An 18,414-nucleotide genomic window follows, 5' to 3' on the forward strand; every position below is an offset into this window, starting at 1 on the left:
TTCAGAGGAAGCCGATCGACAGCCACGGAATCGCCGCCACCACGATCGTCCCCGCGAGCAGCGCCAGCATGTACCCCACGATCGGCCCCATCCCCGCGTCGGGCTGCACGCGCCCGATCGCGCAGGCCGCGTAGTAGCCCACGCCCAGCGGCGGCGCGAACAGGCCCAGGCCCATCGACAGCACCACCACCATCGCGTAGTGCACCTCGTGGATGCCGAGCTGGCGCGCGATCGGAAACAGCAGCGGGCCGAACAGCACGATCGCCGGGATGCCCTCGAGCACCGAGCCGAGGATCACGAAGATCACCAGCGACACGGCCAGGAACATCCCGGCGCCGCCCGGCAGGTTCGCCATCAGCTCGGCGAGCCAGCGCGAGAAGCCCGACTGCGTGAGGCCCCAGGCCATCGCGGTGGCGGTGCCGATGATCAGCAGGATGGCGCCCGACAGCGAGGCGGTGGCCACCAGCATCGGCCCGAGCCGGCGCCAGTCGAACTGCCGGTAGATCGCGATCCCGGCCACCACCGCATAGACGATGCCGATGGTCGAGACCTCGGTGGCGGTGGCCACGCCTTCCACCACGGCGGCGCGGATCACGAAGGGCAGGGCGAGCGCGGGCAGCGCCACCAGCGCGAGCCGCAGCACCTGCGACCAGGGCGAGCGTTCGACCCGGCTCAGGTCCTCGTGGCGGCTGCGGAAGTGCACCACCACGCACAGCATCAGCCCGAGGATCACGGCCGGCAGCAGCCCGCCGGTGAACAGCGCCGCGATCGACACGCCGGTGACCGAGCCGATGGTGATCAGCACCAGGCTCGGCGGCACGGTCTCGGTCTGCGCGCCGGTGGCCGCCAGCAGCGCGACCAGTTCGCCGTCGCTGGCGCCGCGCTTCTGCATCTCGGGAAACAGCGCCGGCGCGACCGCCGCCATGTCGGCGGCCTTCGATCCCGAGATGCCCGACACCAGGTACATCGCGCCCACCAGCACGTACGACAGCCCGCCCTTCACGTGGCCGAGCAGGCTCGCGAGGAAGGCCACCATCGCCTTGGCCATGCCGGTCATCTCGATCAGCAGGCCGAGGAAGACGAACAGCGGCACCGCGAGCAGGATCAGGTGCGACATGCCCTCGTCCATGCGCCCGACGATCACCGGCAGCGCGGTGTCGGTCGTCAGCGCGAGGTAGCCGAAGGTGCCGAGGCCGAAGGCGAAGGCGATCGGGATGCCGCCGAGCACGCAGGCCAGCACCACGCCGACGAAGAAGACCAGCAGGTTGAGCCGGCCCAGGTCCTCGAACACGGCACGCCCGAAGCCGAAGGCCGCGACCACGATCGCCACCACGCAGACGGCCTTGGTGGTGGTCTTCCAGTCGAAGTCGCGGAACAGCCGCAGCACCGCGAACAGCGCCATCAGCGCCACGCCCGCGGGCAGGGCGGCGGCGCGCCAGGCGTTCGAGATGTCGAGCGCGGGCGTGGTGATGAAGCGTTCCTCCGCGGCGTACTCCCAGGCCGGCCACGCGATCATCGCGAGGAAGGCGAGCGCCGCGCACAGCGCGAGCGCCTCGGCCAGCTGGCGGCGTTCGGGCGCGAGGCCCGACACCAGCGCCGTCATGCGCATGTGCTCGCCGCGCCGCAGCGCGACCACCGCGCCCAGCATCGCCAGCCAGATGAAGAGCATCGAGGCCAGTTCGTCCGACCAGATCAGCGGCTGGTGCAGCACGAAGCGCGCGACCACGCCCGCGAGCAGCACCGCCACGTCGGCCAGCACCAGCGCGCCGGCCGCGACGCTCACGGCGGCGCCGAGCGCCTGCTCGATGCGCGCCGCGAGCGGGTTCGATGCCGCCGGGTCGAAGGTCTGCGCGGCCCCATGGCCTTGCGCGACCGCCAGACGCTGCGTGCTCATGCCAGCTTGCCCACGCTGCGCTCGAGCAGCGCCCAGGCCTCGTCGCCGTACTTGGCCTTCCACTCGGCATAGAAGCCGGCCTTGCGCAGCTGGTCGCGGAAGGCGGCCGGGTCGGGCTGGTTGATCTGCATGCCCTTGGCGGCCAGCTCCTTCTGCAGCCCGGTGTTGAGCTCGGCCACGTCGGTGCGTTCCTTGAGCGCCGCGGCGTTGACGTGCCGCGCCACGATGGCCTGCAGCTCGGGCGGCAGGCGGTCCCAGGCGCGCTTGTTGGCGAGGAACCAGAAGCCGTCCCACATGTGGTTGCTCATCGAGCAGTACTTCTGCACCTCGTAGAGCTTGGCGGTCGAGATGATCGCGAGCGGGTTCTCCTGGCCGTCGACGATCTTCGTCTGCAGCGCCGAATACACCTCGGCGAAGTTGATCGAGGTCGGCGCGGCCTCGAGCGCCTTGAACATCGAGGTCCACAGCGGTGAGACCGGCACGCGCACCTTGAAGCCCTTCAGGTCGGCCGGCGCCGCGATGGGTTTGCTCGAGGAGGTGATCTGGCGGAAGCCGTTGTCCCAGATGCGGTCCATCGCGAGGATGTTGGCCTTGGCGATCTGCTGGCGGATGTGGGCGCCGAGCTCGCCGTCCATCGCCTTCCAGACGCTGGCGTAGTCGGGGAACGCGAAGCCCACGCCGCTGATGGAGGCCGCGGGCACCAGGGTGGCGAGGATCAGGCCCGACAGCGTGAAGAACTCGACCCCGCCCGAGCGCAGCTGGCTCAGCATGTCGGTGTCCGAGCCGAGCTGGTTGTTCGGAAAGATCTGGATGTCGACCTGGCCCTGGGTCTCGGCACGGATCGCGTCGGCCATCTCCTTGGCCCGTATGTTCATCGGGTGCGTGACCGGCAGGTTGTTCGCGTACTTGTAGCTGTAGGGCTTCTTCTGCGCGAAGGCGTGGCGCAGCGGCAGGGCCAGCGTGGATGCGGCGGCGGCGGTGCGCAGCACGGTGCGGCGTTGGATGTTCATGGCGCTTGTCTCCTGTGATGTGGGTTTTCTGGGGATCTGTCGAACGCTGTGGGGGAAGGGGACGGGACTTCAGGCGATGGCGGCCTCCGCGATCTCGCCGCGCTCGGCCAGCAGCCGGCGGATGTCGTTCTTCGCGACCTTGCCGTAGCCCGACTTGGGCAGCGCGGGCCAGAACAGCACGTGGCGCGGCCAGCGGTATCTGGCGCAGCGGCCGTCGAGATGGCGCAGGATCGCCTCGGCGTCGACGTCGTCGTGCTCGCACACCAGCACGGCCACGCCGACCTCGCCCCACTTGGCGTCGGGCCAGCCGAGCACCGCGGCCTCGCGCACCGCCGGATGGGTCAGCAGGATCTCCTCGACCTCGCGCGGATAGACGTTCGAGCCGCCCGAGATGTACATGTCGGACTCGCGGCCCGTGATGTAGAGCAGCCCGCGCTCGTCCATGCGCCCGAGGTCGCCGGTGTGGAACCAGCCGCCGCGCAGCGCCTTGGCCGTGGCCTCGGGGTTGTCGAAGTAGCCCGCGAACACGGCGGGGCCGCGGCAGCAGATCTCGCCGACGGCGCCGGCCGGCAGGCGCTGCATCTGGTCATCGAGGATCGCGACCTCCATGCCGGTGCGCGGCCGGCCGCAGGAGCCGAGGTTCGCTGCGGGATCGGCATCGTCGGCCGAATGCATCGAGGGCGGCAGCACCGTGATGCAGCCCGTGACCTCGCCGAGGCCGAAGTACTGCACGAGCACCGGCCCGAGCTTGCGCAGCGCGCGCTTCTGGTCGGCGCGGTACATGGGCGCGCCGGCATAGACCAGGTAGCGCAGCGAGCCGTGGTCGAAGGCATCGACCGACGGGTCTTCCACCAGCATCTTGACGATGGTGGGCACGGTGAAGAGGTTGCTCACCCGGTGCCGCTCGACCAGCGCCCAGATGGCGGGCGGATCGAGCCGGTCCGAGGCCGGCAGCACGGTCGCCGCGCCGCGCGCGACGTTGAGCAGCGCATGGATGCCCGCGCCGTGCGACAGCGGCGCGACGGCGATCGAGCAGTCGCGCTCGGTGGTGCCGGGGATCAGGTCGGCGAGATGGTTCGTGACCACGAAGGCCAGCTGCCCGTGGGTCAGCACCGCGGCCTTGGGCTTGCCGGTGGTGCCCGAGGTGTAGAAGTACCACAGCGGCGTGTCTGTATCGACCGGTGCTGTGGCATTCGCCGCGCCAGCGTGCGCCGCGAGCAATGCCTCGTAGCCTTGCGTGCCCTGCGGGGTCTCGCCGATCGTCACCACATGGCGCAGGTGCGCCGAGGCCGCGCGCACCGCCTCCACGTGCGCGCCGAAGCAGTCCTCGACGAGCATCACCGCGGCGCGGCTCGCGCTGCCGAGGTAGGCCACCTCGGGCGGAGTCAGCCGCGCATTCACCGGCACCCAGACCGCGCCCAGGCGGAACGCGGCCCAGCAGCTCTCGAACAGCGCGATGTTGTTGCGCGACTGCACGAGCAGCTTGTCGCCGGGCTGCATGCCGAGCGCGCGCAGCGCATCGACCAGCGCGTCGACGCGTGCGTCGATCTCGCGCCAGGTCCAGGTCCGGTCCTCGAGGATCAGGCCCGGCCGGTCGGGAAACAGCGCCGCGGTCTGCGACAGCAGCACCGAGAGGTTCGCCGCCTGCGCCGCGCTCACACCGCCTCCAGCACGCTGAGGTAGTTGGCGACCGCCGCGCCGCCCATGTTGAAGACGGCGCCGGGCCGGCCCGTGGCCACCTGCATGTCGCCCGCCAGGCCGGTGAGCTGCATCGCGGCCATCACGTGCTGCGACACGCCGGTCGCGCCGATCGGGTGGCCGCGCGACTTGAGGCCGCCCGAGGGATTGACCGGCAGCCGGCCGTCCTTGCGCGTCACGCCGTCGAGGATCGCGCGCGCCCCCTGGCCGTGCGGCGCCAGGCCCATGGCCTCGTACTCGAGCAGCTCGGCGATGGTGAAGCAGTCGTGCGTCTCGACGAAGCCGAGGTCGTCCAGCTTGAGCCCGGCCACCTCGAGCCCGCGGCTCCATGCAAGTGCCGCGCCCTCGAAGCGCGTGGGATCGCGGCGCGACAGCGGCAGGTATTCGTTGACCTGCGTGCGCGAACGCCAGCGCACGGCCGGCACGCGGGCCGAGGCCGTCGGTGCGGCCGAGATCACCAGCGCCGCGGCGCCATCGGAGACCAGCGAGCAATCGGAGCGCTTGAGCGGGCCCGCGACCACCGGATTGCGGTCCGACACCTGGCGGCAGAAATCGAAGCCCAGGTCGCGCCGCATGTGGGCGAAGGGGTTGTGCATGCCGTTGGCGTGGTTCTTGGCCGCGATGGCCGCGAGCGCGTCGCCCTGGTCGCCGAAGCGCTCGAAATAGCTGCCCGCGATGCGGCCGAACACGCCAGCGAAGCCCGCGGGCGTGTCGCCTTCCTCCTTCACGTAGGAACAGCGCAGCAGCGTCTGCGCGACCACCGGGGCCGGCACGGCATTCATGATCTCGAAGCCCACCACCAGCGCATGGCGCACGCGGCCGCTCTGTACCGCGTCGAGCGCGGCCCAGATCGCGGCCGAGCCGGTGGCGCAGGCGTTCTCCATGCGCACGGCCGGTACATGGCGAAGGCCCGGCACCGCGAGCGCGACCAGCGAGGCGCTGAAGTCCTGCGGCATGAAGCCGCCGTTGAAGTGGCCGACGAAGACACCGTCGATGTCGGTGGCCTCGAGCCCGGCCGTGTGCAGCGCGGGATTCACCGCATCGCGGATCAGCTGTTCGCTGTCGACCGCGTCGAGCTTGCCGAAGACCGTGTGGCCCCAGCCGGTGATGAAGGCGTTGTCGTGGTTCATGGCGTGCGGCTCCTTCAGGCGTGCGCGGCTTCGGCGGCGCGTTCGGACGGCAGTCCACGGCGCAGGGTCGGCAGGCCGACGCCCGCGGCATCGAAGCCGCCGTCGACCGCGATCACCTGGCCGTTGATGAAGCTGGCGGCGTCGCTGCACAGGAAGCCCACCGTGTTCGCCATCTCCTCCACGCTGCCGTAGCGCCCGAGCGGGATCGCGTCGTAGTAGTCGGAGCGGATCGCCACGCTGTGGACCAGCTTGGCCATCTCGGTCTCGACCGGGCCCGGCGCGATCACGTTCACGCGCACGCCGGCATTGCCGAGCTCCACCGCGTACTGCTTGGTCAGGTGGATCAGCGCCGCCTTGCTGGTGCCGTAGGCCACGCGCAGCGTGCTCGCGCGCAGGCCGGAGATCGAGGCCACGTTCACCACCGCGCCGCCGCCGGCCTGCACCATCAGCGCGCCGAAGGCCTGGGTGCAGAGGAAGGCGCCGTCGAGGTTGGTGCCGAGCACCGTGCGCCAGTCGGCGAAGCTGGTCTCGGCCACGCGCTTGAACACCGCCACGCCCGCGTTGTTGACCAGCGCGTCGACGCGGCCGAAGCGCGCGACCACGGCATGCGCGGCCGCATCGACCTGCGCGGGATCGGACACGTCGCAGTTCACGGTCAGCACGCGATCGGGCTGCGCGAGCGTGCGGCCGGTCGCTTCGAGCGTGGCGCGGTCGTTGTCGAGCAGCGCGACCTGGTGGCCGTGCGCGAGGAACCATTGGCCGATCGCGAGGCCGATGCCGCGCGCGCCGCCGGTGACGACGGCGACGCGCCGGGAGGAGGAGGTGTCTGTCATGGGAGTCCTGCAGTTGTCGAAATCAGTTGTCGTCGTCGGCGGGCAGCCACTCCTCGAGCGTGACCTCGAAGGTGACGCACACGGTGTTGGCGCCGGCCACGAAGGGCCCGCCGTAGACCCGGCCCTCGGTGTCGGCGACCACGCCGGTGAGTGAAGAGCGCAGGCTGCCGTCGGGTTGCCGGCGCACTTCGCCGGCCAGGCTCACGACCTCGATGGCCGGGCCGCGGATCACCTGGCAGGCGCCGTCGGGGCGCTCGAGGCAGGCGTCGATCAGGCTGCCGAGCGCGCCGCGCACGAAGGCATGGCGAAAGCCCTGGGCCACGCAGAGCTTCTCGACGCCCTGCATCAGGTCTTCGTTGGGGCCGATGCGTGCGTAGGCCACGCGGCCCATGCGGCCGCGTTCGATCCGGTGGACTTCAGACATGGCCGGCCCTGGCCTCGGGGCGCATCAGCGGCATGCGCGTCTCCTCGTCGTAGGCCACGCGCAGCTCGAAGCTGTCGAGCGCGGTCACGAGCACCGTGACCGGCACGCGGCCGACCACGCTGCGGTCGCAGAGGATGTGGCCGCCGCGCACCGCGCCGTCCGCCTCGCAGAAGGCGCCATGGCAGTGGACCAGCGGCGTGTTCGACGCCGAGCGGCCCAGCGTGGCATTGCCGAAGATCAGCCGCGCGCCGCGCAGCGGCACCGGCGCGCCGTAGGTGGCGAGCACGCGGCCCGAGGGGTCGGGCAGGGCCATGCAGAAGCTCAGGCTCTCGAGGTCGCCGCCGAGCAGCGTCATCGAGGCGCTGTGCACCGCCTCGCGCGCCAGGGCCTCGACCAGGCCCTCGTGCAGGGTGCGGCCCGCGGGCAGCGAAAGCCGGAAGTGCCGACCGTGGTCGGCACGCATGTGGTTGATCCTCACGGGGCCGCTGGGCCCAGGGTGGACCACGGTCCTTGCTCGTGGCAGGGCCGTCGTCGACTGCTTGTTCACTTTGTCTCCTGACTGCGCGGCAGGGGGTAGGGCCGGCGCATGGCCGCGGAGTCTAGGAGCCTCGATCCATAGCAACAAATCTACAATTCAGATCGATCAATACAGGATTCAGATCGATGGAACTCCGCCACCTGCGCTGCCTGGTCGCCGTCGCCGAGGAACTCCACTTCGGCCGCGCCGCCGAGCGCCTCAATCTCTCGCAACCGCCCGTGAGCCTCGCGATCAAGGAGCTGGAGGAGGAACTGGGCGTCGCGCTGTTCGAGCGCAGCTCGCGCCGCATCGCGATCACGCGCGCGGGCGAGGAGGCCCTGCGCGACGCGCGCGCCGTGCTCGGCGGCATGGAGAGCCTGCGCCGCCATGCGAAGGATGCGGCGGCCGGCCTCAAGGGCTCGATCGCGGTCGGCTTCATCAGCCTGCCGGCCTACACCTTCCTGCCGCAGGTGCTGCGCGACTTCAACGAGAACCATCCCAACGCGAGCATCGCGCTGCGCGAGGGCATCACCGAGCAGATCCTGGCCGACGTGCAGTCGGGCCGGCTCGACATCGGCCTGATCCTGCAGCCGGCCGAGATGCCGCCGACGCTGGACTCGCGGCTGGTGCAGAAGGACACGCTGATCCTCGCGCTGCCCGAGACGCATGCGCTCGCGCGGCCCGGCAGCGTGGCGCTCGAGCGCTTCGCGAGCGAACGCTTCCTGGGCTTCGAGCGCCACATCGGTCCGCAGATGTTCGACGCCATCGTCGCCACCTGCATGCGGCGCGGCTTCAGCCCGCGCATGTTTCCGGCGCGCCAGATGAACACCATCGTGAGCCTGGTCTCGGGCGGCGTGGGCGTCGCGCTGGTGCCGGCCTGCGTGAAGGCACTGCATCGCGAGGGCGTGGTGTTCCGTCCGCTCAAGGGCGAGAAGACGCATGTCGACACGCTGGTGGTCTGGCGCAAGTCGGACGAGTCGCCGCTGCTCAAGGCCTTTCTCGCGCTGCTGCCGCGGCTGCGCGACTGACGCGCCGACTTTCTCGAAAGAATAAGGACGAGCGGCTGTTTCGCTCGGACGCTCGAGCCCTTATTCTTTTTCGCCAGCAGGCATTGCTCACGCGGTGAGCCTGCTTCGGGTGCGGAACAGGGAGGGAACGCACCCGCGCGTCCATGCGCCATCCAATACCAAGACACGGTCCCGTCGAGGACCCGTGTGGACGCGAGTTGCCGATGCCCCTTCGCGACGGTGCCGACCTGGCCTGCCGAACATCGGGCCGGGTCGGTGGATTCCATGGAATGCAGCACAGGACAACCCACATGACACCCGGTCTTCATGCCGCGCCTCGGCGCCCGCGTCTTCGTTTCGCGCTCTGCGGGCTGATCGTGCTCGCACAGCTCGCGCCACCCGCGATCGCGCAGGGCACCGTCGACCCCTCGGCCGCACCGCCAGCGCAGCTCGAGCAGGGCCGCATCTGGTCGGTGCGCGTGCCCTATGCGTCGCGCGAGGACATCCAGCGCCTGTCGCGCTGGATCGATCACATGCGGGTCGACAAGGTCGGCAAGACCCTCGCGACGGAACTCGACACGCGCGGTGTCGAACGGCTGCGCGGCATGGGCTACGCGGTCGAGATCGACGTGGAAGGCTCCGAGCGGATCCGCGGCTTCCAGCGCCAGCGGCAGCAGCTGTTGAAGCTGGGCAAGCCCGGCGATCCGCCGTTCGGCGGCAATGCCGCCTGCTACCGCACGGTCGAGCAGGCCAACCTCGACATCGACGCGCTGGCCGCGCGCTATCCGAAGCTGATCCGTGTCGCGCCCGTGGGACAGACCTGGGTGCAGACGCAGCTGCTGTCGTTTCGCAACGTGCTGATCAAGTACCTGCCACAGAGCGTCGTCAGCCTGATCGACTTCGACCTGCTGCCCGACAGCAAGGGCAATCCGCTGCGCGCCGTCGTCATCGGCAACCGGGATCGCATCCAGGACCAGACCGTGCCGCGCATGGTCACCACCTCGTCGATCCATGCACGCGAGTACACGCCGGCCGAGATCTCCACGCGCTTCACCGAATGGCTCGTGAAGAACCATGGCATCGATCCCACGGCCACCTGGCTGCTCGACCACAACGAGTTCCACTTCATCCTGCATGCGAATCCCGATGGCCGGAAGCTCGCGGAGCAGGCCGTGCCGCAGGGTTTCGGCTCGGGATGGCGCAAGAACGTCAATCTCGCGGACGGCTATTGCAAGGCGCCCGACGACCCGTTCATGTCCCAGTTCATGGGTCCCATCGAATCGGGCGTGGACCTGAACCGCAATTTCCCGTTCGGCTGGAACAGCACCAAGGGCGCGGGATCCAGCGGCGATGCCTGCGATGCGACCTTCCGCGGCGCCTCCGCCGCGTCCGAGCCCGAGACCGCCGCCATCGTCAGGTACGTCGCGGGCACGCGCCAGCAGGACGGCAACTTCACGGGTGGCCTGCTGCGCGACCGAAGGACGGCCGCGGCCAACGACTTCGCGACCGGCGCGCCCGGCGACTACGAGGGCCTGTACATCGACATCCACAGCTTCTCGCAGCTGGTGCTGTGGCCATGGGGCATCCGGCGCGAGTCGCTGCGCGGCGATTCCAAGACGGCGAACGACGACGGCATGGCGGCCTTCGCCCAGCGCCTCGCCTGGTACAACGGCTACGCCGCCACGCAGATCATCGACTACGACACCGACGGCACGACCACCGACACCTTCTATGGCGAGCTCGGCGCGCCTTCGTTCACGATCGAGCTCGGCACCTCGTTCTACGAGCCCTGCGAGGAGTTCGAGAAGAACACCTTCCCGAAGAACGTGGCCTCGCTGCGCTATGCGGCCCGCACGCTGAAGGCGCCCTACCAGCTTCCGCTGGGGCCGGACGCCGCCGACATCCAGCTGTCGGCGGCCACGGTCCGGCAGGGCGAGTCCGTCACGCTGACCGCGACGATCGACGACGACCGGTACCTCTACGAACAGGGCGACAGCAGGCTGCCGGTCACCCGGCACGACCCGCAGCCCATCCAGGCCGCCAACGCCTACATCAACACGCCGCCCTGGGACGGCGCGGCCCGGGCGATCCCGCTGCGCGCGACCGCCGACATGGCCTTCGGCGCGGGGCCCAGGGTCAAGGTGTCGGGCGTGATCGACACCTCGGCCTTCATGCCGGGCAAGCACCTGCTCTACGTGCAGGGCATCAACCAGAAGGGCAGGGCCGGACCGCCCGACGCGGTCTTCCTCGAGGTGCGGGCCAAGGATGCGCCGCAGCCCTGCCCGCCCGGGCAGCCCGCGGCCTGAGGGCCGGCGTTCCGTTCCAGACACAGGGAGTCCTCATGCCGATCCAACCCGCGATCCTTGCGCGGCGCGCGTGCGCGCTGCTTCTTCCCTGCCTCGTGCTCAGCGCCTGCGGCGGTGGCGATGGAGGCAGCACCCGCATCCTGCCGGCGGCCATCGGGCCCGGCACCGGAACCATCGCGCCGGTGATCCCGCCGGGCACCGATGCGAACTGCAAGCCCTGAGGTCGCGGCCACATGCCACGGCCCTCGCCTCGTTTCCCCACGATCCACAAGGAGTGAAAGTGAAGAATGATGTTCGTCCGCGCCGCGACGTGTCGGCCGCGAGGATCGGTTGCGTGCTGCTCTGCGGCCTCGTGCTCTGGGCATGCGGCGGTGGCGATGGCGCCAGGGTCGCGCCGTTCGCCGCGGCGCCGCCTGCAACGACCGACGGCACCGGCGTCGAACCCGCGGTGCCCATCGCGCCGGTCGGCCCCGCCGTGGTCCCGCCCTCGCTCGAAGGCATCGAGTACGCCGACATCGCGGGCCTCGCCGAGAAGGCGGCGCAGGGTGCCACTTCGCGCGACATGGTGGCCTACCTGCTGGAGCGCGTCGACATGCTCGACAAGCGAGGGCCCACCCTCAACGCCGTCATCGAACTCAATCCCGATGCGCTGGCCATCGCCGACCAGCGCGACGCGGAGCGCGCGAGCGGCAAGTCGCGCGGCCCCCTGCACGGCATCCCGCTGTTCCTCAAGGACAACATCGACACCGGCGACCGGATGCAGACCACGGCGGGATCGCTGGCCATGGTGGGACAGCCCGCGGCCAGCGATGCCTTCGTCGCCAGGCGGCTGCGCGACGCGGGCGCGATCATCCTGGGCAAGACGAACCTCAGCGAATGGGCGGGTTATCGCGACGGGGCCTTGTTCCCTGGCTGGAGCGGACGGGGCGGGCGGACGTTGAATCCGCATGTGCTCGACCAGGGTCCCTGCGGGTCGAGCACGGGCTCGGCCGTGGTGGTGGCCGCGGGCTTCGCGCCCCTCGCGGTCGGCACCGAAACCGAGGGTTCGATCCTGTGCCCGGCCGGTATGAACGGCATCGTCGGGATCCGGCCCACGCTCGGCCTGGTCAGCAGGACCGGCATCATCCCGCTCGCGAGCACGCAGGACACGGCGGGGCCCATGGCACGCACGGTGCGCGACGCGGCGATCCTGCTGTCGGCGATGGCGGCCAGCGATCCGAAGGACGGGGCCACCGCGGATGCGCGCACCCACGCGGTGGACTACACGCAGTTCCTGCGGCCCGATGGGCTCGCGGGCAGGCGCGTCGGCTATCCCTCGCTCTTCCTCTCGGGCTACGGCGAGATCCTCTTTCCGGAGCTTCCGAAGGTCATCGACGCCATGCGAAGCGCCGGCGCCATCATGGTGGCGGTGGACCTGCCCGACGAATCCGGGCCCGAGGAAACGATACTGCTGTCGTACTACTTCGGCCGGGAACTGAATGCCTACCTCGCCACCCGGCGCGGCATTCCCGTCAAGACCATCGAGGAACTCCAGGCCTTCAACAAGACCGCGCCCCTCGATCCCGAGGGCAAGCCCTATCCGCAGCGATCGATCGACGAGGCTGTCCAGTTGCTGAAGGCCGACGAGGCCGTCTACGAACGCAAGGCGCGGGAGCAGAAGGCACGCGTCGCGGCCGAGATCGACCGCGTGCTGCAGGCCAACAACGTGGACGCCATCCTCACGCCGGCGCCCAGCGGTGCGATGGCCGGCTACCCCGGCATCTCGGTGCCCACCGGAATGAGCAGCCGCGGCACGCCGACCTGGATCTACCTCGTCGGCACGCGCTGGAGCGAACCGAAGCTGCTGTCGATCGCCTACGGCTTCGAGCAGGCCACGAAGGCACGGCGCAATCCGCAGTTCCTGAAGACCCCGCCGCCGAACTGAGCGCGGGCCGGACCGTCTCAGTCCGCCGCCAGCAGCAACTCCAGTGCGGTGACGACCGCCGCGGCGAACAGGCAGAGCCCGCTGCCGATGCGCAGCGCCTTGACGTCGCGTTGCTCGCATCCATCGCGTTTTGCCGCCCAGGCGGCATAGCCGATGCCCGCCGCGAGCACCAGCCCCATCCAGCCGCCGGCGCCGATCACCGGGCACCTCGGCGATGCGCGCAAGCCCGCGACGGTCGCAGGCGATAGCCGAGCCGCGCGAGGCCGGGCGTGACCGCGATGCAGCGAAAGAGGAAGGGGCGTGGCATCGGCTGCGCGTGCAGCGTTCGATGCAGGGTCCGCAGGACCCGAAGGAGTTCGGCCATGGCAACACCTCGACAAGGTTGCAGGGCCGTCCCTCAATGTGCGTCAGCGCCGAAGTCGTCCTCGGCGAGTCTCGATGCACGACGCATGGAGCGCGCCGAGGATAGCAGCCGGCTGCGCGATGCCTCGCGAATCGGCCTGCGCGCCGAACGGGTATGGCTCAGCCCACCTCGGCCGCCCACGCGACGGCATCGGCGCCGGCCGGGATGCGCATCGGTGCCGCGGGATCGGTGGCCGCGCGCCACACGGCCTCGGCGACGTCGAGCGCATGGGTGGTCGGGGCGGACGTGTCCTGGAACTGGGCGAAGACTTTCTGCGCGAGCTCCGCATAGTCCTCGTGATCGAAGCCCGCCATGTTCGGCCGCGCGTTGTCGCCGAAGCGCGTCTCGGGCGAGCGGCCCGGCAGCACCAGCCGCAGCCGCACGCCCAGCGGCTCGAGCTCGATGGCCATCGACTCGGTGAAGGCATTGACCGCCATCTTGCTCGCGCGGTAGGCCGCGATCAGCGGCAGCGCCTTCAGCGTCACGCTCGAGGTGACGTTGACCACCACGCCCGCGCGGCGCTGCCGGAACTGGGGCAGCACCGCCTGCATCAGCGCGAGGGTGCCGAAGGTGTTGGTCTCGAAGAGCTGGCGCACGGTGGCCAGCGGCGTGAGCTCGGCCGGCGAGGCCGCGCCGAAGCCCGCGTTGTTGACGAGCACATCGATGGGGCCGGCCGCTTCCACGGCACGCGCGATGCTCCGTGGATCGGTGACGTCGAGCGCGAGCACGCGCAGGCGCGGCGATGCGGGCAGCAGGTCGGTGCGCGGGGTGCGCATGGTCGCGACGACCTGCCAGTCGCGGTCCAGGAAATAACGCGCGGTTTCGAGGCCGAAGCCCGAGGAGCAGCCGGTGATGAGAACGGTCCGGGTCATGGAGATCCTTGAGAAGGGGAGTGATCGATGCCTGACGATAGGCCGTGAGGGCCGGACTTGCTACGATCCCGAGTCCGAGTCTCATCAGAAATCGTCCGAACATGGTGGATCCCCTGGCCGAAGTGGTCATGCTGCTGCGGCCGAGCGCGCGCTTCTCCAAGCGCGTGTTCGGCGCCAGCCCCTGGCGCATCGAGCGCTCCGATGCGGGCGAACCCTTCTACTGCGTGATCCTCGAGGGCGGCTGCCGCCTCGCGGTCGACGGGGGCGAGCCGCTCGAACTGCAATCGGGCGACTTCGTGCTGGTGCCCGCCGCCCGGCACATCGCGCTCTGCAGCCTCGAGCCGCCACCGTCGGGCGTGCAAACCGCGCCGCCGGTGCCGCTGGGCAATGGCGAATTCAGGGTCGGCGATGCACGGGGCGCGATCGACCTGCGCATGCTCGCGGGCCACTGCAGCTTCGATTCGCCCGATGCCTCGCTGCTGGTGTCGCTGCTGCCGCAATTCGTGCACGTGCGCGGCGAGGAGCGGCTCGCGATGCTGGTGCAGTTCGTGCGCGAGGAGTCGCGCGAGCAGCGGCCGGCACGCGAGCCCGTGCTGGCGCGGCTGCTGGAACTGCTGCTGATCGAGGCGCTGCGCTCCACCGGCGGAACGAACGCCTCGTCGGGGCTGGCGCGCGGCCTCGCCGAGCCGCGCCTCGCGGCCGCGATCCGCGCGATGCACCAGCGTCCGGCACACGACTGGACGGTGGCCGAGCTCGCGCACGAGGCCGCGCTCTCGCGCTCGACCTTCTTCGAGCGCTTCGGCCGCACCGTCGGCGTGGCGCCGATGGAATACCTGCTGGCCTGGCGCATGGCGCTCGCGAAGGACCTGCTGCGACGCAACGCGGGCAGCGTGGCCGAGATCGCACAACGCGTGGGCTACAACGCCGCGAACACCTTCAGCAGTGCGTTCGCGCGGCACGTCGGGCTGCCGCCGACGCGGTATGCGCGCGAGCACGCGGGCCTCGCGCAGGTGCCGGACGGTGCCTGAGCACGGCGTTCACGCCGTCTCGGCCGGCACGTAGACCACGCCCTCCATCAAGCGTCGCGCCGTGCGCTGAAGACCCAGCGCCGTGAACCGCGGCAGCGCCGCACCGGGCTGCGCGACGACCTTGACCGCCATCACGCCCAGCGGATGACCGATGCGCAGCACCTCGCCGCGCAGCCGGTCGCCCGCGGCCGCATGGACCCGCGTGCCCGGAATGCGCGAGGCCGCCGCGGTGCAGATCGACCCCGTGCCCGCCATGCTGTCGTGGCACTTGCCGAGGAACACGAGGCGCGCGCGCAGGTCGCTGTCCTCGCGCCCGGCCGGCGCCACGATCACGGCCAGCGGCAGGCCCGGCAGATGCACGTCGCGCCAATGCGCGTAGAGCCCGATGCGCTCGCCGGCCCGGGCCTGGATCTCGCCGATGGTCTCGATGAGCGCGCGATCGCCACCGATCGCGGGCGGCAGCTCGTCGCCGTGGAGCCCGAGCGACTCGGCCGCGATGAAGACGCAGGGCGTGGCCGCATCGACGATCGAGACCTGCACCTCGCGTCCGTCCTCCAGCGCGATCGCATCGACCGGCTGGCCCGTCGGCAACAGGCGGCCCGTCTTGGCACCGAGCGTGTCGGTGTAGTCCATGAGGATCTCGGCCCCGGTGCCCGGCACGCCCGCGATGGCGCAGTCGCCCGTCACGCGCGCCTTGCCGTCGCGCACCTGCACGCGCGCGACCAGCACGGTGCCCGTGTTCGTGTTGTGGATGCGCACCACGGTGAGCGGCTCGACAGCCTCGACCAGCCCCTCGTCGACCGCGAACGGCCCCACGGCCGAGGAGATGTTGCCGCAGTTGGCGTCGTAGCCGATCAGGTCGCGCTCCACGTCGCATTGCGCGAAGGTGTAGTCGACATCGGCATCGGGCCGCGTCGACGGACCGATCAGCGCCACCTTGGACGTGACCAGCCGCGAGCCGCCCATGCCGTCGATCTGCAGCGGGTCGGGCGTGCCCATGGCGCGCTTGAGGAAGGCGTCGCGCGCCGGGCCCGGCGGCGGGACGTGGCGCAGGTGGAAGAACAGCGCCTTGCTGGTGCCGCCGCGCATCAGCACGCAGGGCACGCCATGCTGTTCGCCGAAGGTGCTGGGGTCGTCATGCGCCATGGCTTACTCCGGCGTGACACCAGCGGCGCGCGCGGCCTCGCCCCACTTGCGGTTCTCGGCGATCAGGAAGGCCTTGAGCTGCTCGGGCGACCCGCCCTCGAGCTCGCTGCCCGAGGTCTCGGCCGAACGGATCACGTCGGGACGGCGCTGCGCCTGGAGCAGGGCCTTGTTGAGCTTCTCGACCACGGCGGGCGGCGTGGCGGCCGGGGCCAGCACGGCGGTCCACGATGCGACCTCGAAGCCCGGATAGCCCTGCTCGGCGATGGTGGAAACCTGCGGCAGTTCCTTGTAGCGGCCCTTGCTCGACACGCCGAGCACCTTGAGCTTGCCCTGGCGCACCTGCGGCAGCACCAGCCCGCCCGCGTCCATCATCACGTCGATCTGGCTGCCGATGAGGTCGGTGAGCGCGGCCGACGAGCCCTTGTAGGGCACGTGCACGATGTCGGCGCCGGCCGCCTTCTTGAGCATCTCCATCGCGAGGTTGGCCGTGATGCCGCGCCCGCCCGAACCGTAGTTGAGCTTGCCCGGATGGGCTTTGGCATAGGCCACGAGGTCGGCCAGCGTGTGGAAGGGCGAGGCCGCCGGCACCACCACGTAGAGCCGGCCCACGCCGTTGAGCATGACGGGCGCGAAGTCCTTGACCGGGTCGTAGCCGGGCTTGGCGTAGATCGAGGGATTGATGGCCAACTGGCCCGAGGTGCCCAGCAGCAGCGTGTAGCCGTCGGGCGCCGCGTTGCGCACGTCCTGCGCGCCGAGGATGCCGTTGGCGCCGGCCTTGTTGTCGACGAACACCGGCTTGCCGAGGATCTCGGTGAGCGCGATCGACAGAGAGCGCGCGCCGGTGTCCACGGTCTGCCCCGGCGGATAGCCGACGACGATGCGGATCGGGCGCGAGGGATAGCCGTCGCCTTGCGCCCATGCGAGCGAGGGCACGAGCGAAGCGGTGGTGGCCGCGGCCGCGCACTGCCCGAGGAAGCGGCGGCGAGAGGGGTTCGAATGCATGAAGTCTCCTTGGAATGTGTTCGGGGATCGGGAACGGCTCAGGTCGGGTCCAGCACCGACCGCGGCACCCAGGCCGTGCCGTCCATCAGGCGGCGCGCCGTGCGCGCGAAGCCCAGCGCCTCGAAGGCCAGCGGCCGCGAGGCCTCGCAGCGCCCCTGCACGTCGACGCGCATCGCGCCGAGCGGATGGCCGATGTGCAGGCTGTCGGGCACGACGCGTGCGTCGATGCCGCGCGCCGCCGCATGCACCACCGAGCCCTCGACGCTCGCGCAGGCCGCGGTGCAGATCGCGCCGGTGCCCGCCATGCTTTCGTGGCAGCGGCCGTAGAACACCAGCCGCGCGCACAGGTCGACCTGCGCGGCCGCCACGGCGCGGCCCTGGGCATCGGCATAGGCGGTGGGCGGCGCGACGATCACGACCAGCGGCAGCGCGGGCGACACGCTGTCGGCCTCGCGCCAGTGGCCGCACAGGCCGAGCAGGGCGGCCGCGCGCGCACGCAGCGCCTTCAAGGTCGACAGCAGCGCGGCATCGGCATCGATCGCGTTCGGCAGCTCGGTGCCCGAGAGACCCAGGGCATCGGCCGCGACGAAGACGCAGGGGTTGCCGACGTCGCAGAGGCTGACCTCGAAGCGCCGCCCGTCGTCGAGCGCGATCTCGTCGCGCGCATGGCCCGTGGGCATGCCGCGGCCGGTCTTGGCGCCGATGGTGGCGCGGTAGTCCATGAAGATCCGTGCGCCGGTGCCGGGCACGCCGGGGATCGCGAAGTCGCCGCGCACGCGCGCATGGCCATCGGCCACGGGCACATGCGCCACCAGCAGCTTGCCGGTGTTCGTGTTGTGGATGCGCACGCGCGCCACGGGGCCTTCGGCGCGCACCAACCCGGCATCAATCGCGAACGGCCCCACGCCCGCCGAGATGTTGCCGCAGTTGCTCGTGAAGACCACGCGGCCCTCGCCCGGCGGCACGATGCCGTAGGTGTAGTCCACGTCGGCCTGGGGGTGTGTGGGCGGCCCGACGATCGCGAGCTTGGCCGTGACCAGCCGCGAGCCACCGAGGCCGTCGATCTGCAGCAGGTCGTGCGCGCCGAGCAGCGCCATCAGCAGGCGGTCGCGCCGCGCGCCCGCGGGCGGCAGGTCGGCGGCGTTGAAGTAGAGGCCCTTGCTGGTGCCGCCGCGCAGCACGGTGCAGGGCACGCCGACCTGTTCGCCCATGACTTGCAT

The 18,414-nt window shown here is 70.8% G+C and carries 17 protein-coding genes; 5 read left to right on the forward strand and 12 right to left on the reverse strand.

The annotated features are described in order from the left end of the window. Position 1 precedes the first annotated feature (1 nt). The 7 genes from R0232_RS35310 to R0232_RS35340 form a co-directional block, all read right to left on the reverse strand. Positions 2-1,894: a TRAP transporter large permease subunit gene (locus R0232_RS35310; RefSeq protein ID WP_431513937.1), complete on the reverse strand. Its 1,893-nt coding sequence runs from the start codon at positions 1,892-1,894 to the stop codon at positions 2-4. Continuing rightward, positions 1,891-2,904: a TRAP transporter substrate-binding protein gene (locus R0232_RS35315; RefSeq protein ID WP_431513938.1), complete on the reverse strand. Its 1,014-nt coding sequence runs from the start codon at positions 2,902-2,904 to the stop codon at positions 1,891-1,893. The genes R0232_RS35310 and R0232_RS35315 overlap by 4 nt, the downstream gene beginning before the upstream one ends. Positions 2,905-2,973: 69 nt before the next feature. Then, complete coding sequence (locus R0232_RS35320; RefSeq protein ID WP_431513939.1) at positions 2,974-4,563, reverse strand: acyl-CoA synthetase; 1,590 nt, start codon at positions 4,561-4,563, stop codon at positions 2,974-2,976. Beyond that, entirely contained in the window at positions 4,560-5,732 is a 1,173-nt protein-coding gene (locus tag R0232_RS35325) for an acetyl-CoA acetyltransferase (RefSeq protein WP_431513940.1), read from the reverse strand. The genes R0232_RS35320 and R0232_RS35325 overlap by 4 nt, the downstream gene beginning before the upstream one ends. Positions 5,733-5,746: 14 nt before the next feature. Further along, entirely contained in the window at positions 5,747-6,565 is an 819-nt protein-coding gene (locus R0232_RS35330) for an SDR family NAD(P)-dependent oxidoreductase (RefSeq protein ID WP_057591868.1), read from the reverse strand. 22 nt (positions 6,566-6,587) lie between these two features. After that, positions 6,588-6,989 carry a PPC domain-containing DNA-binding protein gene (locus tag R0232_RS35335; protein WP_431513941.1) on the reverse strand — a complete coding sequence of 134 codons (402 nt, stop codon included), beginning with the start codon at positions 6,987-6,989 and terminating at the stop codon, positions 6,588-6,590. After that, positions 6,982-7,452: a PCC domain-containing protein gene (locus R0232_RS35340; RefSeq protein ID WP_431513942.1), complete on the reverse strand. Its 471-nt coding sequence runs from the start codon at positions 7,450-7,452 to the stop codon at positions 6,982-6,984. Before R0232_RS35340 ends, R0232_RS35335 begins: the two co-directional genes overlap by 8 nt. Before the next feature lie 200 nt (positions 7,453-7,652). Here R0232_RS35340 and R0232_RS35345 point away from each other — a divergent pair, with 200 nt between their 5' ends. The 4 genes from R0232_RS35345 (at position 7,653) to R0232_RS35360 (ending at position 12,743) form a co-directional block, all read left to right on the forward strand. Then, a complete protein-coding gene (locus R0232_RS35345; protein WP_057591871.1) occupies positions 7,653-8,534 on the forward strand; it encodes a LysR family transcriptional regulator in 882 nt (293 codons plus the stop codon). A 290-nt stretch (positions 8,535-8,824) separates the two neighbouring features. Then, positions 8,825-10,819 (forward strand): M14 family zinc carboxypeptidase, encoded by a 1,995-nt coding sequence (locus R0232_RS35350; protein ID WP_431513943.1) that lies wholly within the window; start codon positions 8,825-8,827, stop codon positions 10,817-10,819. 35 nt (positions 10,820-10,854) lie between these two features. After that, positions 10,855-11,040, forward strand: coding sequence for a hypothetical protein (locus R0232_RS35355; RefSeq protein WP_431513944.1), 186 nt, complete (start codon positions 10,855-10,857; stop codon positions 11,038-11,040). Between the two features lie 59 nt (positions 11,041-11,099). After that, positions 11,100-12,743, forward strand: coding sequence for an amidase family protein (locus tag R0232_RS35360; RefSeq protein WP_431513945.1), 1,644 nt, complete (start codon positions 11,100-11,102; stop codon positions 12,741-12,743). 17 nt (positions 12,744-12,760) lie between these two features. Here the strand turns inward: R0232_RS35360 and R0232_RS35365 are convergent, their stop codons facing one another. After that, complete coding sequence (locus tag R0232_RS35365; RefSeq protein WP_057591873.1) at positions 12,761-12,943, reverse strand: hypothetical protein; 183 nt, start codon at positions 12,941-12,943, stop codon at positions 12,761-12,763. Between the two features lie 322 nt (positions 12,944-13,265). After that, positions 13,266-14,018 (reverse strand): SDR family oxidoreductase, encoded by a 753-nt coding sequence (locus R0232_RS35370; RefSeq protein ID WP_431513946.1) that lies wholly within the window; start codon positions 14,016-14,018, stop codon positions 13,266-13,268. A gap of 101 nt (positions 14,019-14,119) precedes the next feature. On the opposite strand from R0232_RS35370, the gene R0232_RS35375 reads away from it, so the two are divergent. Then, on the forward strand, positions 14,120-15,046 hold the full coding sequence (locus R0232_RS35375) for a cupin domain-containing protein (RefSeq protein ID WP_431513947.1): 927 nt from the start codon (positions 14,120-14,122) through the stop codon (positions 15,044-15,046). Positions 15,047-15,055: 9 nt separating this feature from the next. Here R0232_RS35375 and R0232_RS35380 read toward each other — a convergent pair whose 3' ends face one another. The 3 genes from R0232_RS35380 to R0232_RS35390 are packed head-to-tail and all read right to left on the reverse strand — an operon-like array spanning position 15,056 to position 18,414. Continuing rightward, the gene (locus tag R0232_RS35380) at positions 15,056-16,192 is read right to left on the reverse strand and encodes a 2-methylaconitate cis-trans isomerase PrpF family protein (RefSeq protein WP_431513948.1); all 1,137 of its coding nucleotides are present in this window, start codon (positions 16,190-16,192) and stop codon (positions 15,056-15,058) included. 3 nt (positions 16,193-16,195) lie between these two features. Next, positions 16,196-17,194, reverse strand: coding sequence for a Bug family tripartite tricarboxylate transporter substrate binding protein (locus R0232_RS35385; protein ID WP_431513949.1), 999 nt, complete (start codon positions 17,192-17,194; stop codon positions 16,196-16,198). Between the two features lie 38 nt (positions 17,195-17,232). Next, positions 17,233-18,414, reverse strand: a complete 1,182-nt coding sequence (locus R0232_RS35390) for a 2-methylaconitate cis-trans isomerase PrpF family protein (protein WP_431513950.1) — start codon at positions 18,412-18,414, stop codon at positions 17,233-17,235.

Source organism: Variovorax sp. DAIF25, from assembly GCF_050711835.1.
GTDB lineage: Bacteria > Pseudomonadota > Gammaproteobacteria > Burkholderiales > Burkholderiaceae_C > Variovorax.

Coding starts and splice junctions, on each gene's coding strand:
- R0232_RS35310 (WP_431513937.1), bottom strand. CDS start 1,894: ATGAGCACGCAGCGTCTGGCGGTCGCGCAAGGCCATGGGGCCGCGCAG.
- R0232_RS35315 (WP_431513938.1), bottom strand. CDS start 2,904: ATGAACATCCAACGCCGCACCGTGCTGCGCACCGCCGCCGCCGCATCC.
- R0232_RS35325 (WP_431513940.1), bottom strand. CDS start 5,732: ATGAACCACGACAACGCCTTCATCACCGGCTGGGGCCACACGGTCTTC.
- R0232_RS35330 (WP_057591868.1), bottom strand. CDS start 6,565: ATGACAGACACCTCCTCCTCCCGGCGCGTCGCCGTCGTCACCGGCGGC.
- R0232_RS35335 (WP_431513941.1), bottom strand. CDS start 6,989: ATGTCTGAAGTCCACCGGATCGAACGCGGCCGCATGGGCCGCGTGGCC.
- R0232_RS35340 (WP_431513942.1), bottom strand. CDS start 7,452: ATGCGTGCCGACCACGGTCGGCACTTCCGGCTTTCGCTGCCCGCGGGC.
- R0232_RS35345 (WP_057591871.1), top strand. CDS start 7,653: ATGGAACTCCGCCACCTGCGCTGCCTGGTCGCCGTCGCCGAGGAACTC.
- R0232_RS35350 (WP_431513943.1), top strand. CDS start 8,825: ATGACACCCGGTCTTCATGCCGCGCCTCGGCGCCCGCGTCTTCGTTTC.
- R0232_RS35355 (WP_431513944.1), top strand. CDS start 10,855: ATGCCGATCCAACCCGCGATCCTTGCGCGGCGCGCGTGCGCGCTGCTT.
- R0232_RS35370 (WP_431513946.1), bottom strand. CDS start 14,018: ATGACCCGGACCGTTCTCATCACCGGCTGCTCCTCGGGCTTCGGCCTC.
- R0232_RS35375 (WP_431513947.1), top strand. CDS start 14,120: ATGGTGGATCCCCTGGCCGAAGTGGTCATGCTGCTGCGGCCGAGCGCG.
- R0232_RS35380 (WP_431513948.1), bottom strand. CDS start 16,192: ATGGCGCATGACGACCCCAGCACCTTCGGCGAACAGCATGGCGTGCCC.
- R0232_RS35385 (WP_431513949.1), bottom strand. CDS start 17,194: ATGCATTCGAACCCCTCTCGCCGCCGCTTCCTCGGGCAGTGCGCGGCC.
- R0232_RS35390 (WP_431513950.1), bottom strand. CDS start 18,414: ATGCAAGTCATGGGCGAACAGGTCGGCGTGCCCTGCACCGTGCTGCGC.